Below are 20,335 nucleotides of genomic sequence, written 5' to 3' on the forward strand. Positions count from 1 at the left end.
GGTCCGCCCGTCCGGCGCGGTTTCTTCGAAGCGAGTGCGGATCGGGCCGTTGTCCAGGCTCGCCAGGATCTGTTTGCCGAAGTCGGTCCGGCGGAGCAGATCACGGACCTGGTCGTCGGGGGTGTCCAGCACCAGGCGGTCGTTGGTCGGCGCGTCGACGTCGCCGTCGGCCCCGACCGGATTCTCCGCGTGCCGCAGCAGTAGGTCGTGCAGCGCGCGCACGGGTTTGCTCGCCGGGCCCTCGCCCAGCTGGTCGCGCATCACGACCTCGGCGAACGCTTCGGCCACCGCCTCGTGATCGTTCAGCAGGCCCTCGTCGTCGAGGCTGTATCCGCTGAGTTCCCGCAGCCACTGGCCGAAATCGCCGTCGGGGTCCTCGGCGGCCAGCTCGAGCAGCAGACGCTCCGCCCGCATCCGGGCGGCCAGGCCGCCGGCGTGATCGAGCGCGTGACCGTATTCGTGCACCGCGACGGCATAGGCGGGCCGCCGCAGCATCATCGGCTTGATCTGGTCGTTGCCGACGGCGTTGTGCACCGCGGCACGGAAGCCCCGCGCGCTCGTCGCGTGCTCGTAACTGAAGACGATCGCCCTGGTGAAGACCGCCTTCGTGACCTGGTCGATCTGCCCGTCGGCCCACCCGAGTTCGCCACGTTTCAGATCGCCGATGCCGACACCGCGCAGGTCGACGTGCGGGAACCGCTGGTACATGTCGACCATCGCCCTGGCGTATTCCCGCACCACCTCGGGGTCCAGGCCGGGCAGGTCGAAGCCGAACACCTCGAACTCGGGTTGGTCCATGGCTTCGCGCAGCAGATTCTGCAGCCGCTCGCCGACCTCCTGCGGACGCAACGCCGACCACTCGTCCGGGCCCGGGACGCCGAGCACCTCGGTATCGGGCAGGTCCGCGGCGATGTCCTCGGGTGGATGCGCCGCGCGCGCGGACTCGCCGGCCATCCGGTCCCGGTCGAGGTTCGGGTGGTCGCCCTCGGTGGACCGATCGTCGCGGTGGAGTCCATCGCCTTCCGACGGCCCCGGCCTGCCCGGCGTGAGCCGATCGATGAACCGGCCGAACCTGCTGCGCGGTTGACTGCGATCCGACAGGTCCGCCGAGCCGTCGTTGAGCAGCTCGACGATCCGGGCGACCAGCTTCTTGCGATCCGGCGCCGCCAAACCCTGCAGATGTATGGCCAGCACGTCGGAGTTCGATCCGGTCGACACCGGAGCGGGCACACGCCAGCCGCCGTTGCCGTCGGGTTCCAGATGGATGCCCAGATGCGTTGCCCCGACCTGGAAGACCTCCAGTTGGTGATGGGACGGGCGGCGGATGCCGGGATCGCCCGGCAACGGGATCTGGCGGGTGTACAACCGGTGGGCGACCTCGGCCGGGTGCGGCGGCGTCAGCGGCGGGTCGGCGTCGGCCGCCGTGCGATGTCCCGCCTCGTGGAAGCCCTCGACCAGCCTGCCGGGCACATGCCGGCCCTGGCGGCGGGTGCCGCGGGCCCGCTCGGCGTCTTCGGAGGTGTAGAACGCCTCGGAGCCCAACTGTTTCAGCCACTCGTCGAACCCGAGACGGGTCCGTCCTTCCGCCCGGTAGCGCAGATAATGCGCCAGCATCTGCGTGCGCGCCTCGTCCGTGCTCGGGTGGCGGTACTGCCCCTCCGCCGCCGTGACCGTGATGTGGTGCATGGTCGGCAGGCCACCGGCCCCGCGCACCGCCTCGCGGTAGTCCAGATAGTGCGACCGGTCCCAGAGCACATCGGCGAGTTCCGGGTGACTCGCCGCCAGTTCGCGCAGGGCGTCGATGTGCCGGCCGGGCTCGGCGACCACGACCAGGCGTGGACGCCGCCCCGGCTCCGAGTCGGCCGGATACCGCGCGACGCGGTCGCTGAGCCGCTCGGGCCGCGGCTCGCTGTCGAATTCCTGATCGAGGACGCGCCGCGCGAGGTCGGCGTCGTCGGGACGGCCGATCTCTTGGTTCGGCAGATCGGCGAGATCATCGGAGTCCGGCGCGATCCCGTCCTCCGGCGGCTTCGGATGACCCCACCGCGACTCGTCGTGATTTCCCGCGGCACGGACGACGTCCAAGGCGATCTCGGCGTTGTCCACTCCGACCCGGCCGAGATAGCGGCGGACCGCCTCGCGGCCCGCCCGGTAGGCGACCTCCTCGGGCGGCGCCGCCGCCGGGTTGCGGCGATGCGCCTTGTCGGCTTTGGTGTACGCCTTGTCGTACGCCTCGGTGTACGCGCGCTCGGCCGGGCTGACCGGGACGTACTCGCCCAGATCGCGCAGCTCGCGCAGGGATTCGATCTCCAGCGCGATATGCCGGGCGCGCTCGGCGACGCGGGCCCGGGTGTCCTCGCGGGGCGCCGGGGTATCGGTTCCGGCGGTGCGGTCGGCCGGCACGATGCCGTGCGCGCGGTCCCACGCCGCGCCGAAGTGGTCGCCGTAGCTGCGCCAGTCGACCATCGGGCCGAGGTTGTTCAGATGCTCGCGCACGGCGCGCACACCGGCGCGGAAGGCGGCCCGGTGGTAGAGCGGGTAGGACCGGACGACGCCGGACTTCCAGTACGTCTTCTCCGCGTACTTCAGCGCGTCGTCGTAAGCCTTGGCGTAGGCGCGTTCCAGGTCGTCGACGCCGATCCGGTGCAGATCGATCTTGCCGGTGAAATCCGCGTTCCCCGCGTACATCAGGGCGTACGCCTCGGCCATCCGATCCAGCATCAGGTCGACGTACTCGTCGCGGGACATGGCCAGCCGGGCCAGCGGTTCGCCCGCGGCTTCGCTCACCTGCTCGGCCAGCCGTGCCGCCCGGATCAGTTCCGCGGCGTGCCGGTCGGCGCCGCCGTCGGATTCGAGCACGACGGTATTGGTGACCGGGTCGTAGCCCGCGGCCGGGCGCAGGCCGTAGCGGCCGCTGTCCAGACGAACGATGCTCGCCTCGGGATCGGTGCTGAACCGGATGTCCACACCGAGCCGACCGAGCAGGTCGGCAGCCCATTTACCCTGATCAGTGCCGTACAGTGCGCGCAACGCCCGGTCGAGCATGTTGCCCGCGTGCTCGGTGATCGTCAGCGGGTAGGTCTCCTCTGCCCGGCGCCGAGGCGGATCGGTCCGGGGTTCTGTCGCGGGCGCGTCGGCGGAATCGCGGAGTACCTGCGCGACACCGGATTCATCGAGGTGGACGCGGATGCCGGTGGGTGGCGGATCACCGGCGCGGGCCGCCCGATCCGACAGGTCCCGCACGACGACATCGGTGATCTCGCCGAGGAGCCTGGCTCGGTCCGCGCTCACCCGCGCGTGCTGAGCGGTCAGTTCCGCGAGCAGCAGCACGTAGCTGGTGCCGTTCCAGATGTCGATGCGCTCGGACCGTTCCCGGAACAGGTCGAGGATTTCCTGCCGGGTGGAGGGGATCTCGTCGTCGGGCAGGTTGTAGGCACTCTTCAGCCGCCGGAACGCACGATCCCAGTCCGCCTCGATGCGCGACAGCTCGCGCATGGCGGCCGACTCCGACCGCTGGAGTCGCGCCAGCTCGCGGGCCGTCGCGAGATCGGAGGGAGCGTATTCCTCGGAGGTACGCGGGCGGTGCGCGGCGTCCCACTCCTCGCCCGCTTCATGCCGGGCGCTCAATCCGTCGCGCGGGTCCTCCCGCGAATCGAACCGCGGGTCGGCCAGCAGCGCGTCCACGCCCGCCGCGCGCCGTTGTTCGAGGTGCGGTGTCGAATCCGGTCGGCGTGCCGCCGAACCCGCGTCGAGCACGTGACGCAACTGCGCGTCGGCCCCGGCCAGCAGCTCCTCGAGGTCGATCACCCGCAGCGCCGCCCGCTCCAGCTCTGCCAGCCGGTCCTGCCAGACCCGCAACTGGTCGACGCGCGTGGTCCGGCCGTGCAACCGCTCCAGTGTGTCGGTCAGCGCGGCTCGTGTTCGCACATCCGCTTCGCTCGCCAGGCCGCGCATTGCCTCCGTGCGCCGGGCACGCGCCGCGTCGACCTCCGCGGCCACCGCGTCTCGCCGAGCGGTGAACCGGGCCGCCTCCGCGTCCCGGATCGCCTGGCGCGACGGCTCGCCCACCGGCGGGCCGTCCGTCCGATCGACGCCCCCGGTCGCGTCGAAGGCGTCCAGATAGGCCGATTCCAGCGCGCTGCGCTGGGCGGCATCGACCAGATCGCGCACCGGCCCGCCGTGCGGGTCGTAACCGGCTTCGCGCATCTCACGGTGGAATTCGGCTTGGCGGCCGAGCGCCTCGGCCTCCACGCGCACGCGCGCGGCGACGTGATCGGCCCGGTCCAGCTCGCGGATGCGGGCCGGGGTCACCTCGAGCCTGCCCTCGACGACCGCTCTGGCCAGCTCCGCTGCGCGCACGACCGCCGCCGCCTGCGCCAGCTGGTCGCGCCCACGGGTGCCGATGAACACTTCCATCGTCCGCCCGTCGAACCCGTCCGGCAGTCCCGGACCGTCGCCGGGTTCCTCGAACCGGATCGCGGCGCCGAGATCACGCAGCCGGGTGAGCGCCTGCCTGCCGATCTCGCTGCGCGCCAGCACTTCCCGCACCTCGGCCGCGGCGACGTCGATCGGCCGGTACTGCCAGCCTGCCGGCTGCCCTTCGTCCGCGCGCACGAGGTCGCGGGCGCCGGTCTCGTCGGCGGCGGAAGCGACGGGCTCATCGGCGCCGGGAGCGAAGAGTTCGTCGGCGCCGAGGCTTTCGGGCTCGGCGGGTTCGGCGTGCGGTGCGCCGGGTTCGCGTCGCGGTTCGTCCCCGTCCCTGGGCGGCCCCTCCTCCACCCGGATCGGGTGCCGCTCAGGCGCGCCCGGGGCTTCGGCGGCACTCCGTTCGACCCCGCCCGGCTCGTTGCGGGAAATGAACCGCTCCAGCCGGAGCCCGTCGAGGAACCGGCCGAGCCACCCGCGGTGACCACCACGGGCGACCGCGTCACGCAGCAGGTCGTAGGCCACGCGCACGGGTTCGCTGACCCGCCCCCGGCCACGCGATTCCACTTGGGCGAACGCCTCGGCCAGCGCCTCCGCCGGGTTGAGCAGTCCGGACTTGTCGAGGCTGTACCCGCTGAGATTGTCCTTCAGCCACGCCAGGTAGCCCTCGGTGGTCGGCGCGCCCAGTTGCTTGGACAGATAGTGGCCCAGCAGCGCGGCGTCGAGTCTGCGCCGGGCGTAACCGCTGCTGGTGATGTCGAGAATGTGGCCGAACTCGTGCAGCGCCATCGCATGGACGGGCCTGCGCGCGGCGCTCGGCTGGAGCCACCCGGATTCGACGCCCTTCTCCACGTCCTTGCGGAATTCCGTCGCGCTCGCGGCGTAGTGCGCGTTGAGCAGCAGATCGTCCGCGAACACTCTCAGGTTGCCACGCTCGATCATCTGCCCGGTTTCGGCGAAGACACCGCGCGGCAGGTCGCCGATGACGATCCGGCGCAGGTCCGCGCGCGGGAACCGCTCGAACATCTCGACCATGGACCGGGCGTATTCCCGCAGCACCTCGGCATCGAGGCCGTCCCGGTCGAAGCCACGAACCTCGAAGTCGGGATTGCCGGTGATCCGCCGCAAGGTGTCCCGCAGCTTCTCCCCGACCTGCGCGGGGCCCAGCCGCGACCACTCGTCGTCGAACGGCGCGCCGAGCAGCCGCGCGTCACCCTCGACCGCGTCGATCAACCGGTCGTAGAGCATCCGGACGGGCTCGGCCACATTGTCGCGGCCGTGCGCAACCACCTGGACCAGCGCTTCGGCCAACGCTTCCGACGAGTCCAGTCCGCTGGACGTCAGGCTGTAGCCGCTGAGGTTGCTGCGCAACCAGTCCAGGAAACCGTCCATCGTCCGGTTGTCCGGGTGGTTGTCCATGTAGTGGTCGAGCAGCTGGTCCTCGGCTCCGCCCCTGGCCGCGTTGTCACCCGCGTCCTCCAGCGCGTGCCCGAACTCGTGGACGGCGATCGAGTACGCGGGCCGCCGCAGGACGGCCGAGGAGTACAGCCCGTCGTCGACCCGGTTGTTCATCGTCTGCCGCAAGCCCTGAGCGCTCGCGAGGTATTTCGCGCTCACCGTGATCGACTTGGTGAAGGCGTGTCCGTTGTCGTATCCGGAGTTCGCCTCCGCGATCACCTTGCCCGGCAGCTCGCCGATCCCGATACGGCGGATGTCGACTTGCCGGAACCGGCCGTGCAGGTCGACCATCGCCCGGGCGATCTCGCGCACCGCCTCCGCGTTGAGACCGTCGCGGTCGAAGCCGAACACCTCGAACTCGGGGTTGTCGGTCATCCGGCGCAGGTCGTCGCGCAGCTTCTGCCCGACCTCCGCCGGGCTCAGCCGCGACCACTCGTCGGCGGCCGGGGCGCCCAGCAGTGTCGCATCAAAATCACCGGGAAGCGGCGTGGTTTCGGGTCCCAAATAGTCGGGTTCGGAGGCATCGGGCCGATGCTCGGTCTCGGGCGGGTTCTCGGTGCTGCGGGTCAACAGCTCGTGCAGCCCCAATTCGGCCGCGCCGAGGGGCCGCACGCCGCGCAGGGCGTCCGCGGCGAGGGCTTTGCGCAGTTCGACCTCGGCGAAGGATTCGGCCAGCGCCTCGGCCGGACGCAGCAGGCCTTCGCGATCGAAGCTGTGGCCACTGAGCTGCCCCAGCCATTCTTCGCCGTAGCGCCCTGCCAGGTAGGCGTCCTCCACCTGGTGCCGGGCGGCCTGCTGTCCCGCGTGGTCGAGCGCGTGGCCGTATTCGTGCACCACCGCGGCGTAGACCGCGCGGCGCAACGTGGTCGGCGAGTGCCCGTATCGGTCGACACCCTCGCGCATCCGCTCCCGGAAACCCTCCGCGCTCCTCGCGTAGTCGCTGCTGAGGACGATCGATTCGGTGAACACGCGGCCCGTGACCGGGTCCATCCGGGGCCGCGCCGCCCCGATCACCTTGGGCGGCAGTTCTCCGAGCCCGACGCTGCGCACGGCGGCGTTCGGGAAACGGTCGGCCATATCGACCATCGCTCTGGCGAATTCCCGTACCACCTCGGGATGCACGCCGTCCGCGTCGAAACCGAACACCTCGAATTCGGGATTCCCCGTCACCTGCCGCAGGTGCTCGCGCAGCCGCTCGCCGACCTCGGCCGCGCTCAGTCGCGACCACTCGTCGCCGGCCGGTGCGCCGAGCAGTTCGACGTCGCGAGCGTGCGGCGCGGAGTCCGCGTCCGGTGTGCGGTGCGGCGTCGCGGTGTCGCCCGTCTGCTGATCCGCGTTCTGCTGCGCGACCGGCTCGAAATTCGCGTCCTCGCTGAGGTATCTGATGGCCCGCGCGTCGGGCAGCGTCCCCTGGATGAGCACCTGGGCGAACTGGTCCGGCAGGTCGAAGATCGGCTTGAACTTCCACGACGCGCCCTCCGGCGGCAGCCCCGTGCGCCATTCCAGGATCACGCCGTCGCCGTTGGTGAAAGCCTCCGCCGAAGAGCGCGTGCGCGACCACGACGTGGTGTCGCTCTCCGCGGCGCGACGCTGACCGATGTGCTCTTCGGCGGACAGGCTCACGGTTCCCCGCGGCACCGCGCGGCCCGAAACCGCCTCGGTGTAGGCCGGATTGACCGAGCCGTCGGGCAGCAATCGGGGGATGCCGCGGTAGAGCGGTGCCCCGCCCTCCGGCAGATCGCCCTCGAACAGGACATCCCCGTCGCGGCCTAGCGAGTCGTCGGGTGCACCGAGGAAATCGGGCCGCTCATCGATCGGCCCGTCCGGATCGGGACGCCAGGAACCATCCGGACGCCGCGCCTGATCCGGCGTGCTCGGTTCGTCCGCCGCCCGCCCCGGCGTCGACGGCGGATCGGACGGAGGCCCGCTCGGTCGCACCCCGCCGGCGGCTTCGGGACCGTCCTCCCCGGGCTCGTCCCGCGGTGCCGAGTCGGTCCGACGCGCCTGGTCCCGCGCGGCCTCGGCGGCCTCCCAGTCCGCATCCATCCGGCGCATCCGCTCAACTGTCGCCTCGAGCTCGGTGAGCATCCCCTCCAGCACCGGATCCCGCACCGGCTCCGCGTCCGGATCACGACGCAAGCCAGAACCTTCCGGCACATCCGCCCCGGTCTCCGGCACCGGATCCAGCGCAGCCCTCGCCTCCGCGTCCATCCGGCGCATCCGCTCGACCGTCGCCTCCAGATTCGCGAGCATCCCGTCCAGCACGGCATCTCGCGGCGGCGGCTCGGCATCCGAATCCGGCCGAACGCCCGACTCGTCCGGCGACTTCGGCCCAGGGTGGGACGCGGCTTCCCATTCCGCGTCCATCTGACGCATCCGCTCGACCGTCGCCTCGAGCTCGGTGAGCATGTCCTCCAGCGCCGGGTCCGTACCCGGAGGCCGCTGCGCGGCAGAGCTTTCCGGTTGTGGCGCGTCGGCCAGATGGGCGGGCAGCGGTGGCGCGTACGGGATGTCGGCGCGCCAATCCGACAGCGGTGGGCGCCGATCGTCCCAGTGCGGCCCCTCGAGCCGCGCTACAGCCTCGTAGATCTCGTGCCACGTGACGTTGTAGTCGCTCTCCTCGCGGAACCTCCGCGCCAGCTCCGACCACGCGTGCGCGTCGGTGACGAGCCGGAAGTCCTCGGGCAAGGGGTCGCCGTCGGCGAGCCGGGCCCACGCCTCGGCGACATGGGCCAGCCGATCCACTTGCCGCCATTCGAGCTGCCCGGTGTCCGGATCGAGCATCAACAGCTCGTCCTCCATCAGCAGCTTCTTGATCTGCCGCAGGTCGTCCGCGGTGAGATCGGGCGTCCGCGTGCGCATGTGGTCGTTCAGGGCGGCGCGCAGGGCATCGGCGTCCGCACCCTCGACCATCATGTCGACGACATCGCCGAGGATTCGCCGTCGCTGCTCCGCATCGAGCGGGCCGCCGAACTCTCGCTCCAGCACCGAGTCCGCCACGTCGATGGCGTCCCGCAGCCGGTTCAGTTGCGCGTCCAGGTCACCCGTCGGGTCGAGCGCGGCATGCGGCAGCACGCGGCGACGGAGCACATCGATGACCTCCCGCGCGGCCGCGTCGCGCTCCCGCTGGTGCTGCTCGCGCACCCGCTCGGCGATCCGGTCCACGTCGTCGGCGTCACCGAGGAAACGCTGGTACTGCTGGTCCGTCCAGTGCTGGACGCGAGCCCAGTCCTCGCGCCGCTGCCGCGCCCGATCGCGCAACTGCTCCGGGGTGCCCCGGTCGTCGGTGACATCGTCCGGCTCGACGGGACGGACGAACGGCTGGTGCTCGGACTTCGGAGCGCGGAACCACGGATGGCCCTTGAAGCCCGGGCGCAGCCGGCCCGGGTTGTCCCGATCGGCGAACCAGGTGAAACCCGACAGCTTCGCCGTCTCGATGATCACCCGCATCACCTGCGAGATCGCGTCCGCGAACGGCATTTCGTAGGTGGGGATGCTGTTCGGGTTGACCGGTGATCCGCCACCCACGATGTGCGGCAGCAGATCCTGGTTCACCGGCTCCGGCGGCGGTGGGCTGTGTGGATCACGCGGTGCCGGGTCGGGCGGCGGCGGGTCGGCGAGCCAGTCGTGCACTGTCGCCTGGATCTGGTCCACGGCCCAGCTGCTGACACCTTCCGGCAGGTCGCGACCCTTGTAGTCGTGCTCGGCCACCCCGCGACGGTTCTGCTGCCAGTCCGGCCGGGACGGATCGACCTGCTGCCACTCCCCGTTCGCGGCCCGCCACATCGCCATGTCCAGGCCGCGCGGCGGCGTGGCCCGTTCTCTCGCCCCGAAGCTGCCGCCCGCGTGACGTAGCATCGGCCCGGCCAGGTCACCATCGATCGTCCAGTCGCCGACTCGGTTGGAGGTGACCCGGCGGTACTCCACCGTGACGTCCGGCCGCGTCATCGCGCGCACCACGGCTTCGGAGGTGTGCAGGGCATGCTGCAGCGCCAGATCGTGGTCGCTCATGCCCCGATGGACCGGGGCCGGCAACGGTTCCCGCGGACCGTAGACGATGATCCGGGGTGGGTCACCGTCGACCACGCCGACCCAGTCGGTCTCCATCCGGCCCCCGGCGGCCTCGATGTCCCGGCGCCCGGCGCCCGCCAGCTGCGCCATCCGATCCTGGATCCGGCCGATCCGGTTGTGCGCCTCGTTGACCTCGCGGCCCACCTGGTCGAGCATGCCGATCTCGCCGGACCGGTCGGGATGATCGGCCCCGAGCCGTTCGACACTCTCCGCCAACCGATCCGGGCCCAGGGCGGCCTCGTCGACCATCCCCTGCTCGTCCACCAGGCCGAGCCGCTGGGCCAGATCGTCCCGCATGCCGCGCCGCGGTTTGATCCGCAGCAGCTCGCGGGCGCGCTCGGCGGCCGCTCGATGCTGCTCGGCGAGGGTCTCCGCCAGCAGCGGCCTGCCCTCGACGGCGCCGTCGCGGACCAATTCTCGGAGCTGACTGTCGACGGCCGCGATCCGCTCGCGCAACTGGATGACGTGCTGGGCGGCCTCCTCCAGCTTGTTCAGATCCCGCAGCCGCCGCGCGCGATCGGCGGCCGAGCGCTGTTCGCTGACCTGCCTGCCGGCGTCCTCGCCCAGCGGAGCGATGTCGACGGTCCGGCGGGCGGCCGCCTCGTCCAGCCGCCGCATCGTGTCGGCCAGTGATTCGCGCGTGCCGAGCGCCCGTTCCGGATCGGAAACGTCCATCAGCCTGGTGATCCGGTCGTCGCGCTTGGCCTGCCAGAACTCCATTTCGCGGGTGAGCCGGTGGCGTTCGGCCAGCATCCGGTCGTACTCGCGGTTCGCCCAATCCGTCGCCGCGGCGACATCGAGCGGATGCCGCGCGCCGTCCTCGTTCGACGGCTCGTCACCGTTCGTCCGGTCCGTGCCGTCGCCACCCTGTTCGGGCGGCGGCCACACCTGTACCTGGTACGGCTCGTTCGCCGCCGACTCGTCGTCGCGGTTGTTCGCGCCGTCCTCCGGTTCGTCCGGCGTACGGGCGGGCGGATCGGCGGGCGGCTTGTTCGACCCGCCGTCGGCGGCGGAGGCCCGTGGGGGTTTCGCCGCCTCGTCGTCGGAATCGTTGCGCGCCAATGGCGCGACCTTGCGGTCGCCCGGCTCCGGACCACCGTCCGGATCGTCGGGTTCGGGGGTAGCTCGCGGCGGACCAATACGTCCATCGCTCGGCAGGTCGACGTGGTCGGGTTCGAGCGACAAAGGCGCGTCACCGGTGTCCGGCGGCTCGGTGGCCAACCGGGTCAGCAGGTCGTGCAGCGCACGGGCGGGAGCGCTCGCGGGTCCGTCATCGTCGCCACGGAGCACGTGATCGGCGAACGCCTCGGGAAGCGCCTCCTCCGGCCGCAGATTGCCGTCGCGGTCGAAGCTGTGGCCGCTGAGCTGGTGCAGCCAGTCCTCGAAACCGAGATCCGGAGGGCGGGTGTCGTCGTCCCGATAGCGCTCGTGCAGGAATTCCTCGGCCCGATGACGAGCGCTCTGCTGACTCGCGTAATCCAGCGCGTGCCCATATTCGTGCGCCACCACGGCCCGCACCGGACGCCGCAGCACCTCTGGCGAGAAGCGGCCGTTGTCGACACCGAGCTGCATCCGGTCGCGGAAGGTCTGCGCACCGGTCGCATGGTCGTAGCTGAGGATGATCGACTCGGTGAACATACGGCCGGAGGCGTCCAGCCGCGGCTGCGCCATGCCGATCACTTGGGGCGGCAACCCACCGATCCCGATGCTGCGCAGGTCGGCGCTCGGGAACCGGGCGACCAGATCGACCATCGCCCTGGCGTATTCCCGCACCACCTCGGGGTTGAGACCGGGCAGGTCGAACCCGAAGACCTCGAAGTCGGGATCGCCCATCTCGGTGCGCAGGTGCTCCTGCAGCCGCGCACCGACCTCTTCCGGATTCAGACGCGACCAGTCGTCCTCGCCAGGTACGCCGAGCAGGTCGGCGTCGCGAGCGGCCGCCGCGTCGCTGTCGCCGTCCTGCGGGGGAAGAGCCGATTCGTCTGCATCACTTGCCGATTCGTCGGCGTCACGGGCTGGGTCGGCGTCACGGGCTGGGTCGGAGTCACGTGCTGGGGCGGTGTCACGCGCTGGGGCGGCGGCGTTCGCATCACGGGCCGGGGCAGCGGCGTTCGCATCACGGGCCGGGGCGGCGGGCGGCATCTGATTCGGCGTCCGCACCAGCGCGGGTGATTCGATGCCGCCGATGACGTCGATCCGCACGAGCGCACCGTCGCGTTCGAGATTGAACTCGCTGACGGTCACATCCCCGTTCTTGGCGACGTGCACCAGGTGGTATTCGACCTCTAGCGTGCCGTCCCGATGCGCCGCGAGCAGTTCTTCACGAGCCCGCAGCAGCGCCCGCCCTTCGGCACTGTCCGGATCGACGCCGCGCGCATGCATCTGCTCCGGCGTCTCGGTCAGAATTCGCCGCAGATTCTTATCTATCGCCGCCGTGCGGCGCAGATACTCCGGCGAACCCTGCTGCGCCTCGGCCACTTTGGAGCCGCCGAGCTGCGAACCGACACCCTTGGCCTCGATCACCACCAGCCTGGGCGGCCCACCGTCCACACCGGGGACCAGCACCGCGATGTCGACGGTATCGGCGCCATCGATCGCGCCGTCGAACGGCGACAGCAGCACGGCGCCCGGCCGCTCGTCCGCATCGAGGGCGAACGCCTTGCCGCCCAGCTCGCCGAACGTCTTCGACGCGTTCACCAGCAACGGACCGAGCCGGTTGAACTCCGCCGCGTTGCGCTCCATCTCGGCGAGGCGATCCAGCTTGGCCAGCTTCTCCGCATCGCTCAGCGACGACTCCAGGATCGCGGTCTCCAGAGCCTGCACTCGCGGCTGGAGCTTTTCCTCGGCCAGATCGCTGATCTTCTTGATCCCGAACTCCGCCATGTGCCGCTTGACCGCGTCGTTGGCGGTGTCGCGTTGGCTCTGCAACGTCGCCCGCTCGGTGACCACCTTCGCGATCTGACCGGCGATCACCTCATCGACCACCGTGTACGAGTCCTCGGGACCTGGATCGGCCAGGAACCGGTAGGGCCGCTTCGTCAGATGATCGGGGAGGAATTCATTGTTCAGCGCGTCGCGCAACCGGAAGGTGTCGTCGCGGTAGGTGTCCGGGGCGTCATCCTGGTGATGCCACGTGCCGTCCGGATCACGGTAGGAGTCGGGGCGATCACCCAGCTTGTGCAGCAGTCCGTCGGCGTCGCGGTACATGCCGGCCGGAACGTCGTCGCCTGCTCCGTGCTCCGACCGGTGCTCGGCCTCGTCGGATTCACCGAGGAAGTCCGGTGTCTCGTCGAGTGTCCGGGCGCGCTGGGGCTGCGCGGCGTCCTCGTCCACCGAACCGTTGCGGTCCAGCGCCGCCACCCTCCGATCGCCCGGCTCCGGCACGTCGTCGGCGTCGCGCGGCGGCACCGGATCAGCCGCTCGCCGCGTTTCGTCCTGAGCGGCCGGATCGCGGTCACCCGGCGGAATCCGTGTCGGCTCCGGCTGATTCGAGCCGTCGCGAGAGCGCGCCGGATCCGGCGCCGGGTCGGACGGCGAACGCGGCGGTATCGGAGCGTCGTCGGCGGGCCGCCCACCGGCGACCCGCCACCAGGTGTCGGCATTCTTGCGGTGTTCGCGGGCATGCCATTCCGCCTGCGATGCCCGCAGCCGCAACGACCGTTTCGTCACTCCTTCCGGCAGATCCGAATCATCGATGCGGTCCACCAGGTCGCGCAGGCGCCGCGCCTGCTCGGCTTCCCTCCTGGAGTGCATGTCGGCCATCTCGGCCCGCATCCGCGCCCGGAACTGCTTCGGCGTCTCGTCGCCGCGGCGACCGGCGATCTCACCGTCGCGGCCGTAGATCGGACGGTCGTCGGTCGGTCGCACCCGCGGGTCGGACCCGCTGGGCGGCACCGCCTTGCCCTGACCGTCGAACAGGATCGCCGACACCGCCCGGAGTTCCGCGGGTGTGTCCGGCGGGAAGCCCCTGCGGATCTCCGCCCCCGGATCGGACACCTCGATGCGGAATTCGCCGGTGTCCGGGTTCATGCGCACGGTCAGGGTGTAGGCGTGGGCGCCGACTCCGTGCTCGTCCACCGGGCCGGCGTATTCGTCCACCACGAGGGCGCGCGGTCCACGGCCTTCGGCGACATCGCGCGGATCCATCCCCGCGGCCATGCGCAGCAGTTCGTCGGCGACGCCCTGATGACGGGACTGGTCCGGTCCGCCGTCCGGGTAGTCCCACAGCCGTCCGCCCGCGGCCTGCTGGATGTCGCGCAGTGACATGCCACTCTCGCCGACCGGTTCGTCCGGCGGCCGGATGGTGTCGCTTCCGGTGGCCTGCTGAATCTCCTCGAGCGAAAGCCGGGCGCATTCCCCGCGGTTTCTCGGGTCCTGCTGTGGCACGTCGGGATCCGGATCGTTCCGGGAGGTCTCGTCGGAATCCCGGCGACCCGGGCCATCGGTGTCGGGACCTGGACGGCGCGCCGTCCTGGAATCGCCGGAGTCACCGGCGAGCGGCAACAGAACCGGTTCGGCGTCGTCGCGGCGGCTGTCTTCGGACTCGGGAGTATCGCGAGATCGCGACGTCTCCCCCTCGGACCGGTCCGCACCAGCCTGGCGCGTCTCACCGGTCGGCCGCGCCTCACCCGTCGGCCGGGTCTCACCGGTCGGCCGGGTCTCACCAGTCGGCCTGGTCTCACCAGTCGGCCTGGTATCACCGGTCGGCCGGGTCTCACCCGTGGGCAGCGTCTCATCCGTCGGCCGACTATCCCCGACCTGCCGGGTCTCACCGGATTCGCGCCTGGATTCGGCTCGCGGCGCCTCGGACTCGGCCTTGCCCGCCTGCACCGCGGCCCTGTCACCGGTCGCGGCGGTGCGGTCCGCGACACCGGCCCGGGGCCGGTCGACGGGCGCCTTGCGCGTTCCGTCGTCCGTCGTGGCCCCTTGGGTGCGCGGGTCCGCGGACGGCCCGGTCCGCGCGTCGCTCGATCCGGGCGAAACGGGCGACGCGGATGTGGTCCCCGGCGCCACACCGCTCGACGGAGGCGCACTCGTGGTGGTCGGCCCGGCGGGCGGTGTCGCCGCCGGGCCGGTCAGCGGGGCGCCCGCGACCGGTGTCGCGCCGGTCGGCGGCGTGTCGGACACCGACCGCGTCTCCGGGTTCTGCACGCCGTCGACGGTGCCGCGCTGCGTGCCCGCCGGATCACCCGCCGCGACGCTGTCCTGCTGTCCCGCAGCGATATTCGGTTCCTCGGACCGGTCGGCACCGGCCTGGCGGTCGTGCCCTCCTTCGTCGGCGAGTCCCGCGCCGGTGCCGGACGTGGAGCGCTCACCGGAGGAGGAATGTTCCCCGGACGACGCACGCTCACCCGACGAAGACTGCTCACCCGCTGCGGACCGCTCACCCGACGAAGACTGCTCCCCGGACGACGCACGCTCACCCGACGACGCACGTTCGCCGGAGGCACCGGACTCACCGGACGCTTGCGCCGAGTCGGGCTCACCGTTGCGCGTGGCCTGGTCCCCGTCCGACCGCGCCCCATCGGAGCCCGCGTTCGAAACCTGTTCTCCGTCAGTCGAAGTAGCGCCGTCAGCGGCACCGGAGCGCGACGTGTCCGAGCTCGCGGGGCTCGTCGAGGTATTCGTGCCGTTCCCGGCCGCGGCGGGCATTCCGGCGCGAGGAGTGCCCGTACCGTTCGACGCCCCCGGACTGCTCGACGTACCGGCGGGGTTCTGTACCCCAGGGCCGGGAGCCAGGCCGCTGCCGTCGCCCGCGCCGGGCGTTCCCGCGCCGTCGGGCCGGAAACCCACGCGTGGGCCGCCCACGTCGGCGAAGAGATTGTCCAGGCGAGTTCCCAGATCCGGGCGGCTCATCGTGGTCGGCATGATCTTGTTCCACATCTGCGCGGAACCGACCTTGGCGACGCTGGTCATCGCGCCGTTGGAGGCGCCCGCGGTGAACATGCGCCAGTCGACCGGGGTGTTCCCGAGGTTCTGCAGCGCCTTGTCCAGCCCGTCCGTGGCCACGTCGAACCCGAACTGCGTCGCGGTCGCGGCCACGAAACCCGCTCCCGCACCGGCCAATCCCGCCGTCGTACCGGTGATCGCGCCGTGTAGGAACGGATTGAAGTCCGGACCGAACCTTCGGGTCAGCGCATCGCCCACCTTCTCGCCGAGCGGTCCGGCCGCGGCGCCACCCGCCGCGGAGCTGATGGCGGTCACGATGACCTGTTCGACGTTGATGTTCTTGCGGTGCCCCTGATCCACCTGATAGGCCTGCACGCCCAGCTCCTGCATGGTGCCGAGGATCGTGTCGATCGCGACATGCCTGAGCAGGAACCGCACGAACCGGTTCGCGACGATCCGCCCGACCCGCTGAATCACCGCCTGCACCAACCGCTGGCCGATGAGCCGGACCGCGATCCGGGTGAGCGCGATCGCCGCCGCGTCCACCGCGGGCTTGAACGGACCGGAGAAGAACGACGCCGCCAGCTCGGCCGCCAGCAATGCCAGCGACGACCAGTACATCAGCTTGCCGTACTCGATCTCGGTGCCGACGTCGTAGGCACCGTCGCCGATCTCCTTGAAGTAGTCGGCCAGCTTCGACAGCGTCTGGTCCTCTTGCGGATTGCTGCCGCTGAATGTCAGGAAGCTGTCGAAGGCCTTGACCATCTCCTCGTAGCCGTCGCCCGAGGGATAGGCGGTCATCGACGCGCTCTTGGCCGCCTCGATGTCGGGGATCACCGAGCGCAACTCGGACGCGGCGGTACGCCAGTCCCCGCCCAGGCCCCACATCTGGTCCTCGTTGCCCTCGGGCCACTCCATGCCGACGATCGGCTCGAGGTACTTCAGTGCGGCAGGCAGCTCGATGGCCATGGGCAGCTACCTCGTTCGCCCGGTGCGGCTACCGAGTTCACCAGCTCGAATCGGTGACCGATCCACCACGATCGCGTTCTACGGTCTCGGTGTCGGTGAAGCGCATGCCGCTGCCGTCGGAGAACTCCCTGCGCTCGCGCGCGTTCGGCGGCGCCGTCGGCGCGGGCACCGGCTCCGGTGCGCGCAGGTCGGGCATGCCCTCGACCAGGTCCGACAGCTTCGGCATCCGCGCCCGATGAGTGTCCAAGGGCGCCATCAGGTCCCGTGTCTTGCGGGCCACATCGGCGCTGGCCTGCTGCGCGGCATCGGTGATCGCCTTGGCGATCTCGGCATAGCTCAGGTCCTCGATGTTCGGCCCGAACTGGGTGTCGATGACCGTGTTGTCGGCGTTCACGACCACCGTCACCCGCTTACCGCGCACCGTCGCGCGGCCGGTGAGTTCGGCGCGCTCCTGCTGCAACCGGGCGATGATCCGCATCTGCTCCTGGACGCCGTCGAGGATCTCGGCCAGGTCCGCCTTGGCTTGCTCGTTCGTCATGGTCGGTAACCCCGGGCTCAGCGGATGCCGTCGCGGTTGCCGTGCTCCATGTCGCGCAGCAGGTCGGCGGTCTCGGTCTGTCCTTCGCTGAAGTTCTCGAATGTGCTTGCGACGTTACGAGCGCCCGAGATCAGGTTGTCCCGAGTGGTGGTGTAACCACCTTGGCCGTCTGGACCGCTGGCGAAGTTGCGGCCGATAGTATCGTCGCCCCAGCAGTTTCCCCGCGCGGCGATCGACGTGCTCAGCCTGTCGATGATGCCGTTGACCCGGTCCTGCACATGCCCCGTTTTCCGAGCCGCCTTGCGGAACAGATGCTCATCGAATTCGACATTGTCCGCCATCGCGTCCGCTCCTCCACCCTCGACTCCTTCCCAGCCACGGTAACACCGGATGACTAATCACCAGTGACGCCAACGTGAACGGGAACTACCTCGGCGCTTGCGGGCAGACGCCGTAGCAGGTGGGGAACGGTCCGAGTCACGAGATCTCGCCGGTGCCCCGAATTTTCGGGGCAAGACACCGGCTCGGAACTGCAACGTGAGGACTCACAACTCCAGCATGAGGGTCACCGGGCCGTCGTTCACCAAGTCGATCCGCATGTGCGCGCCGAACCGCCCGGTGGCGACGGTTGCGCCGAGTTCGCGCAACGCGTGCGCGAAGACGTCGACGAGGGGTGCGGCGATCGCCCCGGGAGCGGCCGCGGACCAGGACGGGCGCCTGCCCTTCTTCGTGTCCGCGTACAGGGTGAACTGACTCACCACCAGGATCGGCGCGTTCAGATCCGCGGCCGAACGCTCACTGTCGAGGATGCGTAACCGCCAAACCTTGTCGGCCAGCGCCTTCGCGGTCGCCTCGGTGTCGGAGTGCGTCACGCCGACCAGCGCGACCAGGCCGTGCGGGATCCCGCGGGCTGCCGGATCGATCCGGCCGACGACCTGGCCCTCGACGGTCACCTGGGCCGAACTCACGCGCTGCAATAGGGCTCGCACAACCCTCGATCATGCCTTCCGGGCGGGCCCGGGTGGCCGGACGGGTGGCCGCCCGCCGCACAGCCCGGTCAGCCTGGCCGGATACAGGTGCGCGCGGGCGGCAACCATGACAAACTCGGTGCGCAGAAGGATGCGTAGCGCGGTTGCCGCGCGGTGGCGGAGGATCATGCTGGAAACGAGGAGCGCGATGGATCTGGACGCGATGGAGCGTCAGATCGCGGCGGATCGGTACGCGGCGCTCGACCGTACGGTCGAATCCGACTTGCGCTTGGCCACCTCGCTCGGCGAACTCGCCAAGGGGTTGATAGCCACCAAGACCAACGGCTCGACGCGCGACCGCACCAGGGAGGCGCTGGCGCCTGCCGAGGAGGCGGTGGCGATCCGCCTGCGTCTGCTGTCCAGGGGCCAGGTCCTGACCGCTCGCTTGGCGGGCGAGTTGAACGACGCGCTGCGCTCGTTCGAGCAGGCGGCGCGGCACAGCGGCCGCAGGGAACTGGCCACAACGACGATCCGCCGCGCCTGCGACGTCTACCGCCAGGTCGCGCGGGACCATCCGGAGGTCGCCGGGCCGTGCGCCGACGGCCTGTCCAAGTGCGGTGTGTGGTTGGGCAGGCTGGACCAGGACGCCGCGGTGGCCGCGACCGAGGAGGCGGCCCGCATCCGTGCCGGCCTGGCTGCGGCCAATCCGGAACTGTCCGGTAAATACCTGGCCAGCCTGAGCACGCTCCTGCGCACGCTCATGGTCGGCCGGTCGCGCAAGCAGGCCATCGCCATGTACCGCGAGCGGTACGCCGCGTTCACCTCGACCAGCATGTCGATCCGGTTGCGCGCGTGCGGCATCCAGGACCTGGACCTCACTCCGAAGTCACACCGGGCATTGATCGAACTGGGCTGCCGCACGCTGGAACAGGCGGGACGGCTCACCCAGCAGCAGGTGATGTTCAAATCCTCCGGCGACCTGTCCACCGTCGAGGAGATCAACTGGAAGCTGGCGCTGGTCGGCCTGCGACCGCTCGCTCCCGGCACCGAGCAGGATCAACCGGCGACGCCCGTGCAGATCGGCTCCACCTTCGGCGCGCTGAGCGTGTACCTGCCGGAACGGGACGCCATCGCCCAGGTACGCGCCGCGATCATCGCGGCCTATGCCGTCGACGACGCCTACCCCCTCGACCGGGAGAGCTACCTCGGTACGAACGAGTCGAAGTGGAAGAGCCGCGAACCCGAACTGAACACCTCGCCCACCCTCGGCGACGACATCGTGCTGATCGATCAGCCCTACGGCGGCTGGGTGACGGTCATGAGCCTGAACTGGGAGCTCACGCCGGTGGCGAAAAACCCGCTGGCACTGCGCCTGTCCCAGGACTGGCCGGTCGCTGCGATCACGGTCACCGAGAACGTGGCCTACGAACTGTGCTGGTACGAGCGCGGCGCGGCCACCCAGTACGCCGCGCTCGGTCGTCCCGCCGGGCAGGCTCCGCTCGACAAGCCGCTCGCGCCCTTGAACTTCGAGACGCTGGCGTTGTACAACCCCGACCGGGCGACCGAGACCAAACTGCGCGCGGCATTCGGTAACACGAAAGTGTTCGCCAACCTCACTTATCTGCCGGACTGCGGCCTGCGCCAGATCAGTGTCGACACGCCGTTGTCCGAGCACGGCGATCGCGTCCTGTTCTTCCGTACGACGCCCTGAGGCTCGGCCGGGACGCCCCCGTCGCAGGATAGATTTGCGGCAAGGTAGCACGCCTGGTTGCGGCGGGGTGAACAAAATGCCCTCCGTTCCCGCCTCCGCATCCACACAAGTCATTTGACCAGGAAATACGTCTGCCGAAGTGAACGCGGAGCGGTCCGTCGCATCCTGCCGGCTACCACACCCACCGGTAACCGGCAGGCAAACGAATTTCTCGAGAACTAATTGAACGGAATGTTTGATTTGTTCCATGGAGTGCTCTACTGAGACAACGCCCACACGGTGTACCGGATCACAGCACTGATGCCG

Annotated in this window: 5 protein-coding genes (1 of these 5 running past the window's edge); 1 reads left to right on the forward strand and 4 read right to left on the reverse strand. The window is 70.4% G+C overall.

What is annotated here, in order from left to right:
* The 4 genes from LTT66_RS07540 to dtd all read right to left on the reverse strand — a co-directional run.
* Window positions 1-16,812: the 5' end (the start) of a WXG100-like domain-containing protein gene (locus tag LTT66_RS07540; protein WP_233065481.1), read on the reverse strand. Its footprint begins 19,665 nt before the window's first position; only the first 16,812 of its 36,477 coding nucleotides appear in the window; the start codon lies at window positions 16,810-16,812; its stop codon lies beyond the left edge, outside the window.
* A 37-nt stretch (window positions 16,813-16,849) separates the two neighbouring features.
* On the reverse strand, window positions 16,850-17,350 hold the full coding sequence (locus LTT66_RS07545) for a YbaB/EbfC family nucleoid-associated protein (RefSeq protein WP_181722753.1): 501 nt from the start codon (window positions 17,348-17,350) through the stop codon (window positions 16,850-16,852).
* Between the two features lie 17 nt (window positions 17,351-17,367).
* On the reverse strand, window positions 17,368-17,691 hold the full coding sequence (locus tag LTT66_RS07550) for a hypothetical protein (RefSeq protein WP_233065483.1): 324 nt from the start codon (window positions 17,689-17,691) through the stop codon (window positions 17,368-17,370).
* Window positions 17,692-17,895: 204 nt separating this feature from the next.
* A complete protein-coding gene (gene dtd / locus LTT66_RS07555; protein ID WP_233065485.1) occupies window positions 17,896-18,339 on the reverse strand; it encodes a D-aminoacyl-tRNA deacylase in 444 nt (147 codons plus the stop codon).
* 166 nt (window positions 18,340-18,505) lie between these two features.
* Between dtd and LTT66_RS07560 the strand changes: the two genes are divergently transcribed.
* Window positions 18,506-20,029, forward strand: a complete 1,524-nt coding sequence (locus LTT66_RS07560) for a hypothetical protein (protein ID WP_233065487.1) — start codon at window positions 18,506-18,508, stop codon at window positions 20,027-20,029.
* Window positions 20,030-20,335 lie beyond the last annotated feature (306 nt).

The organism is Nocardia gipuzkoensis (assembly GCF_021183645.1).
Classification (GTDB): domain Bacteria; phylum Actinomycetota; class Actinomycetes; order Mycobacteriales; family Mycobacteriaceae; genus Nocardia; species Nocardia abscessus.

Bases quoted from the DNA above. Each gene is read 5' to 3' on its own strand.
- LTT66_RS07545 (WP_181722753.1), bottom strand. From the start codon at position 17,350: ATGACGAACGAGCAAGCCAAGGCGGACCTGGCCGAGATCCTCGACGGC.
- LTT66_RS07550 (WP_233065483.1), bottom strand. From the start codon at position 17,691: ATGGCGGACAATGTCGAATTCGATGAGCATCTGTTCCGCAAGGCGGCT.
- LTT66_RS07560 (WP_233065487.1), top strand. From the start codon at position 18,506: ATGCTGGAAACGAGGAGCGCGATGGATCTGGACGCGATGGAGCGTCAG.